11 protein-coding genes are annotated in these 17,349 nt (G+C 68.1%); 6 read left to right on the top strand and 5 right to left on the bottom strand.

Going from position 1 to position 17,349, the window contains the following annotated elements:
* Positions 1-148: 148 nt before the first annotated feature.
* Entirely contained in the window at positions 149-1,411 is a 1,263-nt protein-coding gene (locus tag M1D40_RS04720; protein ID WP_461170374.1) for a helix-turn-helix domain-containing protein, read from the top strand.
* Between the two features lie 59 nt (positions 1,412-1,470).
* On the opposite strand, the gene M1D40_RS04715 is transcribed toward M1D40_RS04720, so the two are convergent.
* Complete coding sequence (locus M1D40_RS04715) at positions 1,471-2,574, bottom strand: transglycosylase family protein (protein WP_341393962.1); 1,104 nt, start codon at positions 2,572-2,574, stop codon at positions 1,471-1,473.
* Between the two features lie 391 nt (positions 2,575-2,965).
* Positions 2,966-3,883 carry a TatD family hydrolase gene (locus M1D40_RS04710; protein ID WP_461170373.1) on the bottom strand — a complete coding sequence of 306 codons (918 nt, stop codon included), beginning with the start codon at positions 3,881-3,883 and terminating at the stop codon, positions 2,966-2,968.
* A gap of 132 nt (positions 3,884-4,015) precedes the next feature.
* Here M1D40_RS04710 and M1D40_RS04705 point away from each other — a divergent pair, with 132 nt between their 5' ends.
* The 3 genes from M1D40_RS04705 to M1D40_RS04695 are packed head-to-tail and all read left to right on the top strand — an operon-like array spanning position 4,016 to position 9,040.
* A complete protein-coding gene (locus tag M1D40_RS04705) occupies positions 4,016-5,092 on the top strand; it encodes an AAA family ATPase (protein WP_461170372.1) in 1,077 nt (358 codons plus the stop codon).
* A gap of 55 nt (positions 5,093-5,147) precedes the next feature.
* On the top strand, positions 5,148-6,590 hold the full coding sequence (locus tag M1D40_RS04700; protein WP_461170371.1) for a DUF58 domain-containing protein: 1,443 nt from the start codon (positions 5,148-5,150) through the stop codon (positions 6,588-6,590).
* The gene (locus M1D40_RS04695; RefSeq protein ID WP_461170370.1) at positions 6,587-9,040 is read left to right on the top strand and encodes a transglutaminase family protein; all 2,454 of its coding nucleotides are present in this window, start codon (positions 6,587-6,589) and stop codon (positions 9,038-9,040) included. The genes M1D40_RS04700 and M1D40_RS04695 overlap by 4 nt, the downstream gene beginning before the upstream one ends.
* 129 nt (positions 9,041-9,169) lie before the next feature.
* Here M1D40_RS04695 and M1D40_RS04690 read toward each other — a convergent pair whose 3' ends face one another.
* Both M1D40_RS04690 and rsmI read right to left on the bottom strand, forming a co-directional pair.
* The gene (locus tag M1D40_RS04690; protein ID WP_341393967.1) at positions 9,170-10,651 is read right to left on the bottom strand and encodes an NAD-dependent succinate-semialdehyde dehydrogenase; all 1,482 of its coding nucleotides are present in this window, start codon (positions 10,649-10,651) and stop codon (positions 9,170-9,172) included.
* 232 nt (positions 10,652-10,883) lie between these two features.
* Positions 10,884-11,678: a 16S rRNA (cytidine(1402)-2'-O)-methyltransferase gene (gene rsmI / locus M1D40_RS04685; RefSeq protein ID WP_461171003.1), complete on the bottom strand. Its 795-nt coding sequence runs from the start codon at positions 11,676-11,678 to the stop codon at positions 10,884-10,886.
* A gap of 238 nt (positions 11,679-11,916) precedes the next feature.
* On the opposite strand from rsmI, the gene M1D40_RS04680 reads away from it, so the two are divergent.
* On the top strand, positions 11,917-13,542 hold the full coding sequence (locus M1D40_RS04680) for a dolichyl-phosphate-mannose--protein mannosyltransferase (RefSeq protein ID WP_461170369.1): 1,626 nt from the start codon (positions 11,917-11,919) through the stop codon (positions 13,540-13,542).
* Between the two features lie 42 nt (positions 13,543-13,584).
* Positions 13,585-15,399, top strand: a complete 1,815-nt coding sequence (locus tag M1D40_RS04675; RefSeq protein ID WP_461170368.1) for an AMP-dependent synthetase/ligase — start codon at positions 13,585-13,587, stop codon at positions 15,397-15,399.
* 97 nt (positions 15,400-15,496) lie between these two features.
* On the opposite strand, the gene M1D40_RS04670 is transcribed toward M1D40_RS04675, so the two are convergent.
* Positions 15,497-17,179: a TIGR01906 family membrane protein gene (locus M1D40_RS04670; RefSeq protein ID WP_461170367.1), complete on the bottom strand. Its 1,683-nt coding sequence runs from the start codon at positions 17,177-17,179 to the stop codon at positions 15,497-15,499.
* Positions 17,180-17,349 lie beyond the last annotated feature (170 nt).

Genomic DNA, 17,349 nt, shown 5'->3' with positions numbered 1-17,349 from the left:
GCCGAGAAGGCCCGTCCAGGCTGCGGAATCCTCGTCATTGGCTGTTTCCTTCCAGAATAGGCCTGCACTCTGCCGCCCCCGGAATGCGCTCGGTAGCATTCTGCGCGGGGGCACTCTTCAAGTGTCCCGGGGCCCAGGATCGGCGGGAATGGCAATGGGCAAAACCTTTGGGAAGCGGCTGCAAACGGTGCGTACGGACCGTCGTCTGACCCAGGCCGAGCTTGGCGGGGACGTGTTCGGCGCCCGGGACATCTCGGCGCTGGAAAAGGGACGCCGGGAGCCGACGGGCGGGGCCGTCCGCCTGCTGGCGGAGCGGCTCACCGCTGTGCAGGGATACCCGCAGCCGCAGCCGGGAGCCGACAGCCGGACCTTTCTGGAGTTCTCGGCGGCGCAGGCCTGGGATGAGCGGGACTACCGCACCGCCCGGCGGTACTGCCGGCTGGCGGCCGACGCCGCACTGGCCGAGGGTGACCCGACGGGCTGGTGGGAACTGACGTTCCTCGCCGCAGCCTGCCTGCGAAGACTGCATCAGTACACCGAGTGCATGGCGGAGGCGGAAATGCTGGCCCGGCATCCGCTCGCAGCCGAAGGACAGCCGCTGCGTCCGCAGGCCGAAACGCTGCTGGCGACAGCATGCCAGGGCGCCGGGCGTCTGCGCGAAGCGGTAAGCCATGCCCGGCGGGCGCTGGAGCTGGGGCTGTCAGCGCGGTTGGACACCGCTGCGCTCATTGAGGTGTACCAGGCCCTGACCGCTGCCCTTTCCGAAAGCGGACTGCAGGACGAGGCGTGGGGGCACTGCCAAACCCTCCTGATCCCCCTGCTTGAAGCCACCGGGGACCGGCAGGTTGCCGGCAAGGGGTACTGGGCAGTGGGCAACGTCGCTTTCCGGCGCGGCGACGTGGCCGCCGGCGTCCGCCACCACACCCGCGCCGGTTCGCTCCTCACGCCGGACGCGGACCTGGAGGTATGGGCCGCGTTCAACCGTGCTTCGGCTGCCATGCGCCTGGCCGAAGGGCTGCACGACGCCGCCACGCTGGAGTGCATGAGGCATGCGGAAACGGCGCTGGAGGTGGTGGGCGGCGGCGAGGAGGAATCGATCTCCCTTCTCCACAGCCGCGGACGGTGGCTGCAGCTGGGCGGAAACCATGTCTCCGCCGTCCGTGCCCTGGGCGAGGTGTATGACCGCCGCGAAGCTCTGTCGCCGCAGGATGCCGGCGAAACCGCCCTGCATCTGGCCATCAGCCTCTCGGCGCTGGGCCGCAGCCGGGAGGCAGTGGACCTCCTGGACAAGAGCGCCGACAGCTTCGTCACCGCGGGCGCCCTGGACCGCGCCGCCCACGCGGGCCGGCTGGCAACGCAGGCGCGGACGGGAAACGCAGTGGGCTTAACCGGACGGACCGGGACCTGGTGACAGGTCCCGGTCCGTGTCCGCCGCTGCCGGACAGCGGCAGGGCAGGCTATCGGGCGGTGCTAGAGCAGACCCAGCTTGGCGGCGCAGGAGGGCCAGTGGCCCCAGCCGCCGTTGGCGCGCAGCTTCTCGGCCACGGCAATCTGCTGCTCGGGGGTGGCCCCGGCAGCGATCGGCGCGTACTGGCCGCCGCCGGCTCCCAGCCAGCTCGACGCGCTGAACTGCAGTCCGCCGGAATAGCCGTTTCCGGTGTTGATGTGCCAGTCTCCGCCCGATTCGCACTGAGCCAGCGCGGCCCAGGTCCCTCCGGAGGGGGCTGTGCCGCCCGGGGATGCCTTACCGGGGGACGCCGGTGCGGGTGCGGGAGCAGCAGGCTTTTTCTTGGTGCCCACGGCAATCTTCTCGGCAACCGGCGCAAGGGCGACGGTTTCGCTGGCCAGGGTTCGGCTGACCTCTACGCCGTCCACGAGGACGGTGTCGAAAACGCGGACGATTTCGCCGGGAGTTCCCTTGGCGGTGACCTTCTTCTCGCCTTCAAGCAGGTTGGGATCAGGTACCTCGGTGGTTTCGTACGGCACTGGCTCGGCAACCGTGTCCTTGTTCCCGGGCTGCACGCGGGTGACCTTCAGGGCCATGCCGTCCACCAGGGCGGCGGTGGCCGGAACGGTCAGGCGGTCGGTTGCGGCAAGGGTGATGCCCGCCTCGTCCAGCAGCTCGGCGACGGTTTCCGCGGTCGTCGGGCGCTCATAGGACGTGCCGTCAAGGACCATGGTGACGGTCTTGGGGGTGGAGATCGAGATCGGATCGTCCAGCCCGGTCAGTGCGGTGTCCAGCGAAGCCGAAACGGCCGAGTTGGAAGCGACGCGCAGTTCGGAGACGAGATCCGCCACGGTTTCACCGGTGGTGCTGACCTTGTGGCCTTCACCGTCGAGCGTGACGTCTACGGTTTTCGCCGTGAAGACCTCAATGCTGGCGCCGTCGGCTACCTCGGTGTCCAGGCCCGGGCTTACCCGGTCCGCTGCACTGACCTGCACGTCTGCCTTCTGGAGGACCTCGGCAACCGTGCCGCCGAAGGTCTTGACGTCGCTGCTCTGTCCGTCAACAGTCAGGGAAACGGACTTGTTGGTGCCGACAAAGGCCACCATCCCCAGGATGAGGGCGACCATAACAACGGCCTGCCCAGTTAGTTTTACCCCACGCCTCACGAGTGCATGTGCCACGAAATTCCAAACGTCAAGAGCGTCCGGGCACGGGGATGAGGGCGCGCGGCAGCCGTTCTCCCCGGATCGCACGGGGCGGAGCTTTGCACAGGCGTGGAACCTCAACCGCAACCAGGCACAGGGGCATCGCCGCATCTCAAAAGGAAATGAGCGCGCAACTGTTCACAGGACGGTGTGTGGTTCAGTATTAGTTCCGGTGCCTTCCCCGACCCCGGCTAATAGGTCCCTACCGTAACCGAACCGTGATCTGAGGGCAACCCGAGGTTTTTGAGCCTGCTGTGACGGAAGTTACAAGGTGCCCCGCGTCACCGGGAGCTTAAAGGAGCTCAAGGAAAGCTCAGGGGGCCGCGGTGTCTTCCCAGGAGCCGTACACGCGTTCAGTATTGGCCACCAGCTCCGAGCCCAGTTCGGCAAGGTCCGCTCCCAGCTGGTCGGCCATGAACCGAACGGTGAACGGGACCATGTAGCTGGCGTTCGGGCGGCCGCGGAACGGATGCGGGGTCAGGAACGGAGAGTCTGTTTCCACCAGCATCAGCTGCCGTTCCGCCACGGCGAGTGCTTCGCGGAGGTTCCCTGCATTCTTGAAGGTGAGGGTGCCGGCGAAGGACATGTTCCAGCCGTGCTCGTTGCAGGTCCGGGCCAGCTCGGCATCGCCGGAGAAGCAGTGGAAGACAACGTTTTCCGGCGGACCTTCCTCCAGCAGGACCCGCACGACGTCGTCGTGCGCGTCCCGGTCATGGATCTGCAGGGCAAGGCCCAGCCGCTTGGCGATGTCGATGTGCCGGCGGAAGGAATACTGCTGGCGTTCGACGCCGTCGGAACCGGTGCGGAAATAGTCCAGGCCGGTCTCGCCGATGCCGCGCACGCGCGGATGCCGGGCGAGGGCTTCGATTTCCTCCAGTGCCGCCTCAAGGGTTCCTTCGGCCGCGAGCACCGGCGCGTCGTTGGGATGGATGGCCACCGCACCGAGCAGCCGGGGTTCCCCGTCCAGGACGCTGACGGTGAAACGGGAGGATTCCAGGTCCGTGCCCACCTGGACTGCTCCGCGGACGCCCGCCGCCTCTGCGGCGTCCAGGGCTTCCCGAACGCCGGCGGTACCGGCCTGGCCGGGCGCAAAATCCAGGTGCGTGTGATTGTCGATGACCGGAACGGGCAGCGGTTCCGGTGCGGGAGGATAAGGTTTTCCCGAAGCGGACGCGAAGTCCAGATACTCGGCGGGGATTTCGCCCGGAACATAACCACTGTCATTACACATGTCTTTAACCCTAAAGGAGCTTGTAACCTGTACTGACATAAGGCCGCTGTCGAACCGGGCGGAGGCTTTCAGCGTCGCTAGCGGCTCCCGGTCCCGGGTTCCGTGCGATCCGCCGAGGCTTGGAAGGTATCCATGGACGCTCGAAATCCAGCTGCAGCCACCGCACCGTATTCCGGGGCGTCCCCGGGGGCGGCGGCCTCCGGGCAACCGGCAGCCTGGAACCGCCGGGCGGACGCTCCGCCCGAGGCAGAAGCGTTCCACGAAGCAGCCTCAGGCATCCTTGCTTCCATTAACACGGTGATTGACGGCAAGGAGGAAGCCGCCTCCCTGGTGCTCACCGTCCTGCTCGCGCAGGGTCATGTGCTGCTGGAGGACGTTCCCGGCGTCGGAAAAACGCTCCTGGCCAAGACACTCGCGCGGACCATCGACTGTTCCGTGACCCGGATCCAGTTCACCCCGGACCTGCTGCCCTCCGACGTCAGCGGGGTCTCGATCTACAACCAGGACTCCCACCGGTTCGAGTTCCGGCAGGGCCCCATTTTCTCCAACATCGTGATCGGGGATGAAATCAACCGCGCCTCCGCGAAGACGCAGTCCGCCCTGCTGGAGTGCATGGAGGAGCGCCAGGTGACCGTGGACGGGGGCACCTACCGGCTGGCTGAACCGTTCATGGTGGTGGCCACGCAGAATCCGATCGAGATGGAGGGCACCTATCCGCTGCCCGAAGCCCAGCGTGACCGGTTCATGGCCCGCATCTCCATGGGCTACCCGGACACGCGCTCCGAAATCGAGATGCTGGAATCCCACCAGTCGACGTCGCCGCTGGACAAAGTGGCCGCCGTCGTCGACGTCCGCGAAGTCGCTGCGATGACGGCGAGGGTCCGCGACATTTTCGTGTCCACTGCCGTGAAGGAATACATCGTGGCCATCGGCCAGGCCACCCGCGAGCACTCCCACCTGCGGCTCGGCGCCAGCCCCCGCGCCCTGCTCCAGCTGCTGCGCGCCGCCAAAGCACACGCCGCACTGGCGGGACGCGATTTTGTCCTGCCGGATGACATCTCGCACCTGACGGATCCGGTCCTGGCGCACCGCATCATCCTTGACCGCAAGGCAGCCAGCTCCGGCGAAACTCCGAGCGGCCTGCTGGCACACCTCCTCTCCCGCGTTCCTGTTCCCCGCAGTCCGGCGGGCGAGCGGATGCGGAGGTAGCAGCAGCGCACCGGCAGTACCCTATGTGACAGCCCACCACCTGCGGGAAGGCTCCATGGATTCAGCGATAACCAGGCTCCTCACGCCCCGCGGCTGGGGACTGGTCCTGGCCGGCGTGGCCGCGCTCGTGATGGCCCAGGTCATGGGCCGCCGGGACGTGCTTGTCCTCGCAGTGTTCCTCCTCGCGCTGCCGCTGGTGTCCGCCTTGGCGCTGCGCCTGGTCAAGCCGGTGTTCGACGTCGAGCGCACCTTCAGCTCTTCGACAGTGGAAACGGGGGTTCCCGTGACGGTGCTGCTGTCCCTGCATACGCCGCGGCCGGTCCGGGAGAGCGCCACCATGCGCGAAGGACTGCCCCTGCGGTTCGGCGAAAGCCCGGTCTTCCGGTTCCCGGCACGCTTTCCCGGCCCGGACGGCGCCAGCACCTACGAATACCAGCTCCGCTCCGCCCGCCGCGGGCTCTTTCCGATCGGACCCGTGACCGCGGAATTCCAGGACCTTTTTGGACTCTCCCGGCGCCGGCACACGCTCGGTGCCGCCGATTCCCTGGTGGTGTCTCCGGCGCCCCGGCTCCTGCCCCGCACTCTGCTGGGCGGTCCGCACGGCACTGAGGGATCGGTCTCCAGCCCGCGCCGCGGCAACCCCAGCGAGGACGACGTGTCCACGCGGGAATACCGATCCGGGGATCCCATGCGCCGGGTCCACTGGGCCGCCACTGCACGGCACGGTGAGCTTATGGTCCGGCAGGAAGAGCCGGTCACCTCCCCGGGGGCCACGCTGCTGATCGACGCGCGGGAGGACTCCCACACGGGCGGCGTGGGGTCGAGCCTGTGGATGGAGCCGGCAGGCGGGAACGGCCTGTCCACCTCGGAGTCCTTTGAATGGGCCGTGACGGCTGCGGTCTCGGCCGCCGCGCACCTGGTCGAGAACGGATATTCGCTGCATTTGCTGGATGTCTTTGCCCGCCCCGGCCTGGCCCGGTCGCCCTCCGCGCCGGATCCCCGGCAGCGCACGTTCAACGGACCCGGCGGCCTCCAGGACATTGCTGACGGGCTGGCGGCGCTGGGACTGGAATCCGGGCCGCCCGACCGTCCGCGCGGCCCCGGCGACGACGCCGGGACCGGCGGCGGCAGGGGCGTTCCCGGCGGCCGGGCAGCCGGCGGTGACCAGTCGGCAGCCGACGGGCGGGCCTTCGGGGATGCGCTCCTGGACTCACTGGCACAGCGCCGCCGCGGCCCCCTGGTCGCCGTACTGGGACGCTTGTCCGCGGAAGAAGCCCACCGGCTGGCACCGGCCGCCGACTATGCGAGCCGGGCCTGCGCGATTCTGGTCGTGGACCGGCTGCAGGAGGCCGCGCCGGCGCTGGCCGTCCTGCGCGCCGGCGGGTGGGACGCCGAAGCGGCCACACCCGAATCCGACGTCGCCCGCATCTGGGCTGCTTTCGGAGCTCCCGCCGTCCTGCCTGTTCCTGCATCGATCACCCGCGAGGACCGCCCATGACCGCCACGTTGACCCGTCCCGACGCCGAGGGGTCCGCCGCTCCCCCGCAGGCGTCCCGCTTCCGGCCGCCGTGGGACTGGGCATCCGCAGGAACCAGCGCTGTTGCGGTCCTGCTCTGCAGCTTCAGCCTGCACGGCGTTTTCGACGGCTGGGCCTGGTTTCCGCCGCTGGTCCTCACCGCCGGCGCCGTGGTCTCGGCAATGGCCGCTGCCCGCCGGTTCCGTGTCCCCACCGCCCTGATCCCCGCCGTCGGCCTGGCCGCCCTTGTCGTGGCCCTGACCTGGCTGTTCGCCGCGTCCACGGCTCTGCTGGGCCTGCTGCCCACCGGAGCCACACTGGAGCGCAGCGGGCAGCTGATCAGCGAGGCGCAGGTCACGATCATGAACCAGGTGCCTCCGGTGCTTGCGGACCCGGGAATTGTTTTCATCGCGTGCCTGGGCACCGGTCTCGTCACCCTGCTCGTCGACACCCTGGCCACCACACTGCGGATGCCCGCAGCGAGCGGCCTCGGGCTGCTGGCGCTGCTCACCGTTCCGGCGGTCCTGAAGCCGGACAGCATCGGAGTGTTCCCCTTCATCCTGGCCAGTGCCGGATACCTGCTGATCCTGGCCACCGGCTCCTGGCAGGAACGTCCGCGCAGCCCGTCTGCCGCCCGCCGGCCCCCGGCCCGGCACATGGGCATAGCCGCCGCGATCGGTTCCGCGGCGCTCGTCGCCGCGCTGGTCCTGCCCGCAGTCCTCCCGGGATTCAACCAGGGCACGTTTCCGCAGGGATCGCGGCTGAACATCTGGACCGGCCAGTCCGGCCTGAACCCGGTAGTCGCTCTGGGCAACGATCTTCGCCAGCCCTCGGCGTCCGGCCGGATCCGCTACGCCACGGACTCCCGGCAGGCCGTCTATCTGCGCTCCACAACGCTGGAAGATTTTTCCGGCCAGCGCTGGGGTCCGGACCTGCGGCCCGACACCCGCCGGGCCGGTCTGCAGGACATGGCTCCGGAGGAAGGGGACGAACCCGCCGAGGGCACGTCCACGGTCACCACCCGGGTCCGGTCGGAAACCTATGCCAGTCCCTGGCTCCTGGCGCCTTATGCTCCGACGCAGGTTAGCGGGGCTGCCGGGCGGTTCAGCTGGGACCCGAAAACCATGACCGTCATCTCCGAGGAGAACAACGGAATGACGCGGCTGGATTATGAGGTCCAAAGCGCTTCCCAGACGATCTCCGCCGACTCCCTGCAGGTGCTGGGCCCCGCGGCGGAAGGCGCCGTCGACCCGGTTTTCACGGACCTGCCGGAGAACCTGCCCGAAAGCATCCGGGAAGCGACAAGCACCGCCACGGCACGGGCGGACAGTCCGTACGAACAGGCCATGGCCATCCAGGCATACCTGCGGGGCCAGGACTTCACCTATTCGCTCGAGGCGCCGGTGGAGGGCGGCTACGACGGAAACGGCATGGACGTCCTGGACCGTTTCCTGGAGGAAAAAGCCGGATACTGCGTGCACTACGCCGCGGCGATGGCCGTGATGGCACGCGAGGCAGGCATCCCCAGCCGGATGGCGCTCGGCTTCGCGCCGGGACGGTCCACCGGAAACACCGTGCAGAATATGCGCGGACAGGAACTGAGAGAGTATGAAGTGGACTCACGGGACGCGCACGCGTGGCCGGAACTCTACTTTGAAGGCATGGGCTGGGTCCGGTTCGAGCCGACCCCGTCCCGGGGATCGGTCCCCTCGTACGCGCTGCAGCCCCGTCCCGACATCCTGGAAACCCAGGGCCCGCAGGATGACCTCACCCTGGACCGGCCGCTGCCGCAGACGGTTCCGCAACCCGCGGTGACTCCGCCTCCCCCCTCGGCCGCGGCTCCGGTGGAACCGGCTGAAACCGGGGCGGGGAAAACCGCGGCTGTCGGACTGGCCGTCCTCACTGCAGCCGCCGCGCTGTTGAGCCCCTGGGCGCTCCGCCGCCGCCGCCGCATCCTCCGGAAACAAGGGGTTGCCGGTTCCGGCCCACCTGACCGCCCGGGCAGTCCCGGCAGTCCTGAACGGCCGTCTTCCGGTCCGGCAGCGCTGGCCTGGGACGAAGCCTCGGACTCCGGTGTGGATTACGGGCACGTGCCGGCAAAGTCAGAGTCTCCCCGGGCCTATGCCCTGCGCCTCGCGGACGACGCCCGGCTGGCGGACGGTCCTGCGCTCGCGCTTCAGCGGCTGCGTGAAGCCTACGAAGAGGAGGTATACGCGGCGCCGGGGACCGCCGTCCGCGGCGTCTCCGGGTCTGATTCCGGGTCTCATTCCGCCTCAGGGCTTGGTTCAGGCAGCGCACCGGCTGACCGGGCGGACCGGCTTTGGGGCGATGTCACCGCGGTGCAGGACGGCCTGGCCGAGTCGGCGCCATGGGCGGCCCGGCTCCGGGCACGCTATTTCCCGGCGTCCCTGGCATCCAGGTTCCGCCGCTAAGCGGCAAGCCCGGGGATGCGCTGATCCCCGGGCTTGCCGGCAGTCGACCCTGGCGGCTCAGCCGTCGGCCGGCCTAGCCGTCGGAAGGCCGTTAGCCGTCGGAAGGGCCGTTAGCCGTCGGAAGGGCCGTTAGCCGTCTGACGGGTCGGCGATGCCGACGTACTGCGTGTAAAGGTACTCTTCGATACCCTCGGCTCCGCCTTCGCGGCCCAAGCCGGACTGCTTGACGCCGCCGAACGGTGCTGCCGCATTGGACACGACACCGGCGTTCAGCCCGAGCATGCCGGTTTCCAGCTTCTCGCCGATGCGGAGGCCGCGGTTCAGGTCCTCCGTGAAGACGTAGGCCACCAGTCCGTATTCGGTGTTGTTGGCCAGGGCGACGGCTTCGTCCTCAGTGGCGAAGGTGACGATCGGTGCCACGGGACCGAAGATTTCCTCCTTGAGGATCCGGGCATCCGCAGCGACGTTCTTGAGCACTGTCGGCTGGTAGAAGTAGCCCGGTCCGTCCACCGGAGAGCCGCCCACCACAGCCGAGGCACCGCCGTCGACCGCGTCAGTAACCAGCGAGTGCACCTTGTCGCGGCTCTTTGCGTCAATCAGCGGGCCGATCTTGGACTCGTCCTCGGTACCGCGGGCCGTGGTCATGGCACCGACCTTGGCTGCGAACTTCTCGGCGAATTCATCCACCACCGATTCGTGCACGATGAACCGGTTCGCAGCGGTGCAGGCCTCACCCATGTTCCGCAGCTTGGCGGCCATTGCACCGGCCACGGCCTTGTCGACGTCGGCGTCCTCGAAGACGACAAACGGCGCGTTGCCCCCGAGCTCCATCGACGTGCGCAGAACCCGGTCCGCGGCGTCACGGATCAGGCTCTGGCCCACAGGGGTGGAGCCGGTGAAGGAAACCTTGCGCAGGCGCTCATCCTGCATGATCGGCCCGGTCACATCGCCGGCCGAGGTGGTTGAAACAACGTTCAGGACACCGGCGGGCAGACCTGCCTCGACCATCACGGCGGCGAAAAGCTGGGAGGTCAGCGGAGTGAGCTTCGCGGGCTTGAGCACCATGGTGCAGCCGGCGGCAACCGCGGGGGCAATCTTGCGCGTGGCCATGGCCAGCGGGAAGTTCCACGGCGTGATCAGGAGGCACGGGCCCACCGGCTTCTTGTTCACCATCAGGCGGGACTTGCCGTCCGGGGACATGCCGTAGCGGCCGGAGATGCGGACGGCTTCCTCGGAGAACCAGCGCAGGAATTCGGCGCCGTAGGTGACCTCGCCGCGGGCTTCGGCCAGCGGCTTGCCCATCTCAAGGGTCATCAGCAGTGCAAAGTCCTCGGCCCGCTCCGTCACCAGCTCAAAGGCCCGGCGCAGGATTTCCCCGCGTTCCCGCGGCGCCGTCTTAGCCCAGGAGTCCTGCGCGGCGGCAGCGGCATCCATTGCCAGGGCACCGTCTTCGGCGCTGGCATCAGCAATGCTCAGCAGAACTTTTCCGGTGGCGGGATCTTCGACGTCGAAGGTCTTTCCGCCGGCTGCTTCCCGCCACTCGCCGTTGATCAACAGTCCGGTGGGAACCTGGGCCAGCAGTGCGGCTTCTCGGTCAGCAGTAATACCCATGGGGATGCCTCCAAATTCGACAGTGGTTGCCCGGGCGCATTGCCCGTCATCTGGACTCACCGTATGCGCGTGCCGTTCCGACTGTAAAGACAGAAGTGCACCATGACGCCACGGCTTGACTGTGCACTTGGCCAACGCCTGCCCCCTTCGCGAGATGGCAGAAACTGCGTCTCTCAGCGCTGGGAAGGACACTTACTGCCAGTTCGCGGGGAGTAGGTGCCCGGCAGGCAGGTCAGCTGCGGGCAGCCAGGACCGCGGAGTACAGCTCGCGCTTGCTGATCCGGGCGTCCTCGGCCACGGTGGCGACGGCATCCTTGAGCCGCGCGCCCTGGCTGATCAGGCCATTCACCGCAGCAACGTGGTCCTCGGGCAGCTCGGGAGCCGATTCCCCGGCTCCGGCGACCACGACGGCGATTTCCCCGCGGATCTCGGACGTTTCGGCCCATTCGAGCAGTTCGCGCAGCGGACCCCGCAGCACCTGTTCGTGCAGCTTGGTCAGTTCGCGGGCGACGGCGGCACGGCGGTCGCCGCCGAACGCCGCGTCCAGTGCGCGCAGCATCGGTTCCAGCCGGTGCGGTGCTTCGAAGAACACCATGGTGCGCTGCTCCGAAGCCAGGTCCTGCAGCCGGGCGCTGCGTTCCCCGGCCTTCCGGGGCAGGAACCCCTCAAAGCAGAACCGGTCGGTGGGCAGCCCGGACAGTGCCAGGGCGGTGAGCACGGCGGAAGGCCCGGGTGCCGCAGTGACGGTCAGCCCTTCCTTCGCGGCAGCCTCGACCAGCCGGAAGCCGGGATCGGACACGGCGGGCATGCCGGCGTCGGTCACCATCAGCAGGGTGGCGCCGCCCCGCACCATGTCGAGCAGATCCGCGGTGCGGGTCGCTTCGTTGTGCTCGTGATAGCTGATGATCCGTCCGGTGGTGGTGATCTTCAGCGCGGAAACGAGCCGGTGGAGCCGGCGGGTGTCTTCGGCGGCAATGACGTCGGCAGTCTCCAGCAGGCCGATCAGCCGGTTGGTCGCATCCCCCATGTTGCCGATCGGAGTGGCCGCCAGCACGATCTGCCCCGCCGCTGCGGGACCGGCCGGGGTGCCTGAAGCGCCGCCGGCCGACGTACCGGCGGCAGCCTTTGCGCCGCCGTCGTTCTGCGTGTTCTTGGTGGTGCCGGGCCCGGTGCTCTTCTTGCTGGAATTCACCATCTAACCCTACGCGAGTTGGGGGAACGGAACGCCCGGCGGCAGCTATAGAGTGGAGCGCGTGAGTCTGACCGTGAGCGAGACCCCAGCCCCCGGCCCGGCGCCGCTTGTCCAGGACCCCCGTGAGGCGTACCGCTTCACCGCGCTGCGGAACCGCCTGCTGGGATGGGCACCGGGCACCACGTTTTCTCTTGGCCTCTGGGGCTGGCTCCTGCCCCTGATGGCCGCCGTCGTCGGCGGGGTGCTGCGTTTTGTCCGGCTGGAGGAACCGCGTTCCCTGGTCTTCGACGAGACCTACTACGTCAAGGATGCCTATTCGTATCTGGTCTCCGGCTACGAGCGTGAGTGGCCCGAAGACGCCAACGCCTCGTTCAACGCCGGCATCCCGGACATCCTGCTGGACACTCCCGAGTACGTGGTTCACCCTCCCGTGGGGAAGTGGATGATCGCTGCTGGGATGGCGGTCTTCGGCGCGGACAACAGTTTTGGCTGGCGGTTCGGTGCCGCGCTTACCGGCACCCTGACCGTCCTGCTGGTGGGCCTCATTGCCGTCCGGCTCTTCCGTTCGCCGCTGCTCGGCGGGATCGCCGGACTGCTGCTGGCCGTCGACGGACACCATCTGGTGCATTCGCGAACGTCGCTGCTGGATGTTTTCCTGACCTTCTGGATCGTGGCCGCTTTCGGTGCTCTGCTGCTGGACCGCGACGACGGACGGCGCCGGCTGGCGCGCAAGCTCTCCGCCGGGGCACGCGGAGGACCGCCGCCCGCGGGAGCCCTTCTGTACGGTCCGTGGCTGCTGTGGCGGCCCTGGCGGCTGGCCGCGGGCATCTGCCTGGGCCTGGCCGTCGGCACCAAGTGGTCGGCCCTGGCCTTTGTTGCGGTTTTCGGCCTGATGACGGTGCTCTGGGACGTGGGAGCACGCCGGGTGGCCGGCATCCGATCCTGGCCCGCAGCCGGGCTGCTCAAGGACGGAGTGCCCGCCTTCTTCATGATCATTCCGGCCGCGGCGCTGGCCTACCTCGCCTCATGGATCGGCTGGCTTCGGTCCTCCGACGCCTACGGCCGCAACTGGGCGCAGGACAACCCGTCGCAAACCTGGGGCTGGCTGCCCGACTGGCTGCGGTCCCTGGCCGAATACCACCGCAGCGCCTACAGCTTCCACAACGGCCTCAGCTCTGAGCACACGTACGAATCCAGCGCCTGGAGCTGGCTCTTCATGGGCCGCCCGACGTCGTTCTTCTACGAATCGGCGACGCTGGGCGTTGACGGGTGCACCGCCGACTCGTGCAGCACGGCCGTCTCCGTGGTGGGAAACCCCCTGATCTGGTGGGCGGCTGCGCTCTCCCTGCTGGTTCTCCTGTTCTGCTGGATCGGCCGCCGCGACTGGCGTGCCGGAGCGGTGCTTGCCGGCGTTGCCGCCGGCTACCTTCCGTGGTTCGCGTATCCGGAGCGCACCACGTTCTTCTTCTACGCGGTGTCCTTCGAGCCGTTCCTGATCCTGTCCCTGACCTGGGTGCTGGGGCTGGTCCTGGGCCGGAAAACGGATCCCCTCCCCCGCCGTCGGGCCGGTACCGCGGCGGTCGCCGTGTTCCTGCTGGCAGCCGTTCTGGTGAGCGCATTCTTCCTGCCGGTCTGGACGGCCGAAACTATCCCGTATTCTGACTGGCGGCTGCGTATGTGGATGCCCAGCTGGATTTAGTCTCATTACCCATGTGCGCAGGCACAGAAAGAGAGGCCAACGGTGCGCGAATCCGCCACTGATCTACTGGTCCATCTCCCCGCGGAGTCGAACATCACCGACATCCTGGTGGGACTGCATGCGAAGACCCCCAACCATCCCCTGTTCTCACTGAAGAGCGACGGCGGATGGAAAGACGTGACCGCCAATGACTTCCTGGCCTCTGTCAGCGAGCTGGCCAAGGGCCTGATTGCGCGCGGCGTCCGCCCCGGCGACAGCGTGGCCGTCATGTCCAAGACCCGTTACGAGTGGACCCTGGTGGACCTGGCCGTATGGTTCGCCGGCGCCGTCACCGTGCCCATCTACGAGACGTCCTCCCCCTCCCAGGTGGAGTGGATCCTTGAAGACTCCGGCGCCGCCCATGTGTTTGTCGAAGATGCCCGCAAAGCCGCGGTTGCCTCGGCTGCCGCTGCCGCCGGCGACCTTGACGTCCAGCTGTGGCTGATGAACAACGACGACGCCGAGGGCGCCTTCAGGGAACTGGCCGCCGCCGGTTCCGCCGTCGACGATGACCGGCTGGAAGCCGCACGCACCACGGCCGGGCTGGAGTCCGTGGCCTCCATGGTCTACACCTCCGGAACCACGGGCCGTCCCAAGGGCTGCGAAATCACGCACGGCAACTTTGCCCTCTTTGGGGTCAACATTGTTGAGTTCCTGCCGGAAATGCTCAAGGAAAAGGACGTCAGCACGCTGATGTTCCTGCCGCTGGCGCATGTGCTGGCCCGTGCCGTGCAGGTTGGCTGCCTGGCTGCGGGCGTGCGCGTTGGCCATTCCGGCAGCGCCGCGGACCTGATGGGCGACTTGAAGTCCTTCCAGCCCACGTTCCTGCTCGCCGTTCCCCGGATTTTCGAGAAGATCTACGCCGGGGCGCAGCAGTCCGCCGAGGCGGCCGGCAAGGGCAAGCTGTTTGCAGCAGCCGCGGAAACCGCAGTGGCGTACTCCACCGCCGTTGACGCCGCCTCCCGCGGAGGCAGGGGCCCGTCCGTGGCGCTGAAGCTGCGGCACAAGCTCTTCGACAAGATGCTGTATCCGAAGGTCCGCAACGTGTTCGGCGGCAAGCTGACCTACGCCATCAGCGGCGCGTCCGCGCTGAGCCCGCAGCTCTCGCACTTCTTCCGCGGCGCCGGCGTGATGGTGCTGGAGGGGTACGGCCTGACCGAGACGACGGCGCCGGCCACCGTGAACACCGTTCCGCTCTCCCGTGCCGGTTCGGTGGGCCTGGCCCTGCCCGGAACCGCCATCCGGATTGCCGACGACGGCGAGGTGCTGATCAGCGGCGCCGGTGTCTTCAAGGGCTATCACAACAACCCCGAAGCCAACGCTGCCGCCTTCACCGGTGAATGGTTCCATTCCGGGGACATGGGGTCCCTGGACGAGGACGGTTTCCTGTCGATCACGGGCCGGAAAAAGGACATCCTGGTGACGGCCGGGGGCAAGAACATCGCCCCCGGACCGCTGGAAGAGAAGATCCGGGAGCACCGCCTGGTGTCCCAGGCGATCGTCGTCGGCGAGGGTCGGCCGTTTGTGACCGCCCTGCTGACGCTCGACGACGAGACCCTGGCGGCATGGGCCCGCGAAAACGGCTCAACGGTGACCGCGAAGACGGCCGCGGACGATCCTCTGGTCCGCGCTTCCCTGCAGGAAGCGGTGGACGCGGCGAACGCCACGGTCTCCCAGGCTGAGCAGATCCGTAAGTTCACGGTGCTGCCGCAGGACTTCTCCCTGGAGTCCGGCCACCTGACGGCAACGCTGAAGCTGCGCCGCAACGCAGTGATCGCCGACTACTCCGCCGAAGTGGAGAAGCTTTACACGAAGTAGCCTCACGGCTTTTTGGCCATAAAAAGAAACTGCACGCCTCCGGACGGAGACGTGCAGTTTCTTTTTGTCGGCGCCGGGTGCGGCGGACCGCCTCCGGTTAGACAGCTTCCAGCGAGTCGAGGTAGCGGCGGCGGGCCGCTTCCTGCTTGCTGCGGGCGCGCTCCCTCCGGGCCTTCGTAGGCCAGGCGCAGACCAGGACGATAAGGCAGGTCAGCAGCACGAGAGCGGCAATGGCGATTCCGGCATCCATCCAGAACTGGGCCGGGAAGAGCCGGATCAGGGTGTCATCCATCCGGAACGTCCAGTTGCCGTTGGCGAAGAAGATCGTGTGCACCTGGGTGAAGAAACTCTCCCAGCCCAGGACCGCGGTCACGATCAGGGCGCCCACCAGCACCAGGGTCAGCACCGCACCGGAGAACAGCGCACGGCGGATTCCTCCGGGGCTGCGCTTGGCCAGGTACACGCAGGCGAGCAGGCTCAGCACGGCCATGGCCAGCGCCGAGACAAACGCGATGGTCAGGACGGTCTTCACATCAGCCATGTGGCTGACTTCGCTCTCCAGGTACAGCGGCTCTCCGCCGGTGGTGACCAGGTCGCCAAGGTAGCGTGCGCCGGCGAAGTTCAACAGGTAATCCACGGCGTAGGAACCGTAGGTCATCCGGTCGTCGGTGGAGAAGCCGTAGCTGTCCGCCGGGAACCCCGGCCGGTGGTACTCGATCCAGAGGAAGACGGGGGTCGCGACGGCGCGGATGGCTGCCGCGAGCAGCATCACCGGGAAGAACACCGCAATCATCACCTGCAGGATGCGTGCCAGGACAGGTTTTGCCGCCCCGGCCCGTTCCCGTTCCTCAGCCCGTCGGCGGGCTTCCTCCTCGGAGATCTCGTCATCGGCATCCCGGTGGACCGGCGTGTCCTCGCCGGCCTGCGGGCCGTCCGGGTCCGCGTCCCCGGTTCCCTTCCCGGTGTCGGCAGCCGACGACGGCGATGCGCCGGCGGACGTGCTGATCCGGGCGGTTTGAGGTGCGGCCGCCGATGCACCGGACGCAGCGGCAGCGGAGCCGGCAACAGCTCCGGCGCCGGCAGCGGCGAGCGGCGTTGCGCCAGCAGTTGCGTCAGCAGTTGCGGTCCCGGTGGCTGCGGTGTCCGAAGCCGCAGCCTCAGAAGCCGTAACCTCGGGAGCCGCAGTCTCGGGAGCCGCAGTCTCGGGAGCAGCTGCGGCAGCAGCGGAAGTCCCTGCTGTTCCGGAGCCGCCGGCTGCATGACTGCCGGACGGAGGCAGGGTGGCGTTGATGTCTCCCGCCTGCTTCAGCTCCTCCTCCGACAGATCCGCGTAACCGCTCAGGTTGGGCATGGTGCTGGCACGGCGCATGGGCAGGCTGCTGCGCTGGGCAAGGGAGGGATGTCCTCCCGGAACGACGTCGCCGTCGGCCCCCGCGGCACTGCCGCGGGTCTCGGCGCCGACAACTGCAGCGTCCGCCGGTGTTCCTGTGGCATCGGCAAAGGCAGCGTCCCAGTCATCGTGGTCCAGACCGTCGTCGGCGGGGCCGCTCTTGGTGTTCCCGGCCGCCGCTTCCGCCGTTGACGCGTCCGTTCCTGCAGCACCCGTTCCTGCAGCCGCCGGGGCTTCAGCACCGGTTCCTGCAGCGTGGTCACCGCTGACGATGGTTTCGCTGGCGTCGCTAAGGCCGTCTCCACTGCCCGATTCGGTCCGTTCCCGGCCGGTATCTGCGGAGCCTTCGGGCGTCGGTTTTTGCTGGGGGGTATCGTCCTGGCTTGCCACTACTTCCTCTTTCACTTCCCTGGCCTGTCAGTACGGCCTTTTTGCGGATTCCGGTGGGCTTTCGGGCTCCATCCTCCTTCGACCCTACCGGGAGAGCGCAGCGGGAATCGGCAGCCACCCCGAACCGGCTGCAGTGTCCACCCGACCGTTATGCTTTTGTCGCCTCCTGC

It is taken from the genome of Arthrobacter sp. Z1-15, assembly GCF_054792395.1.
This window is presented reverse-complemented; position numbering and strand designations above follow the sequence as displayed.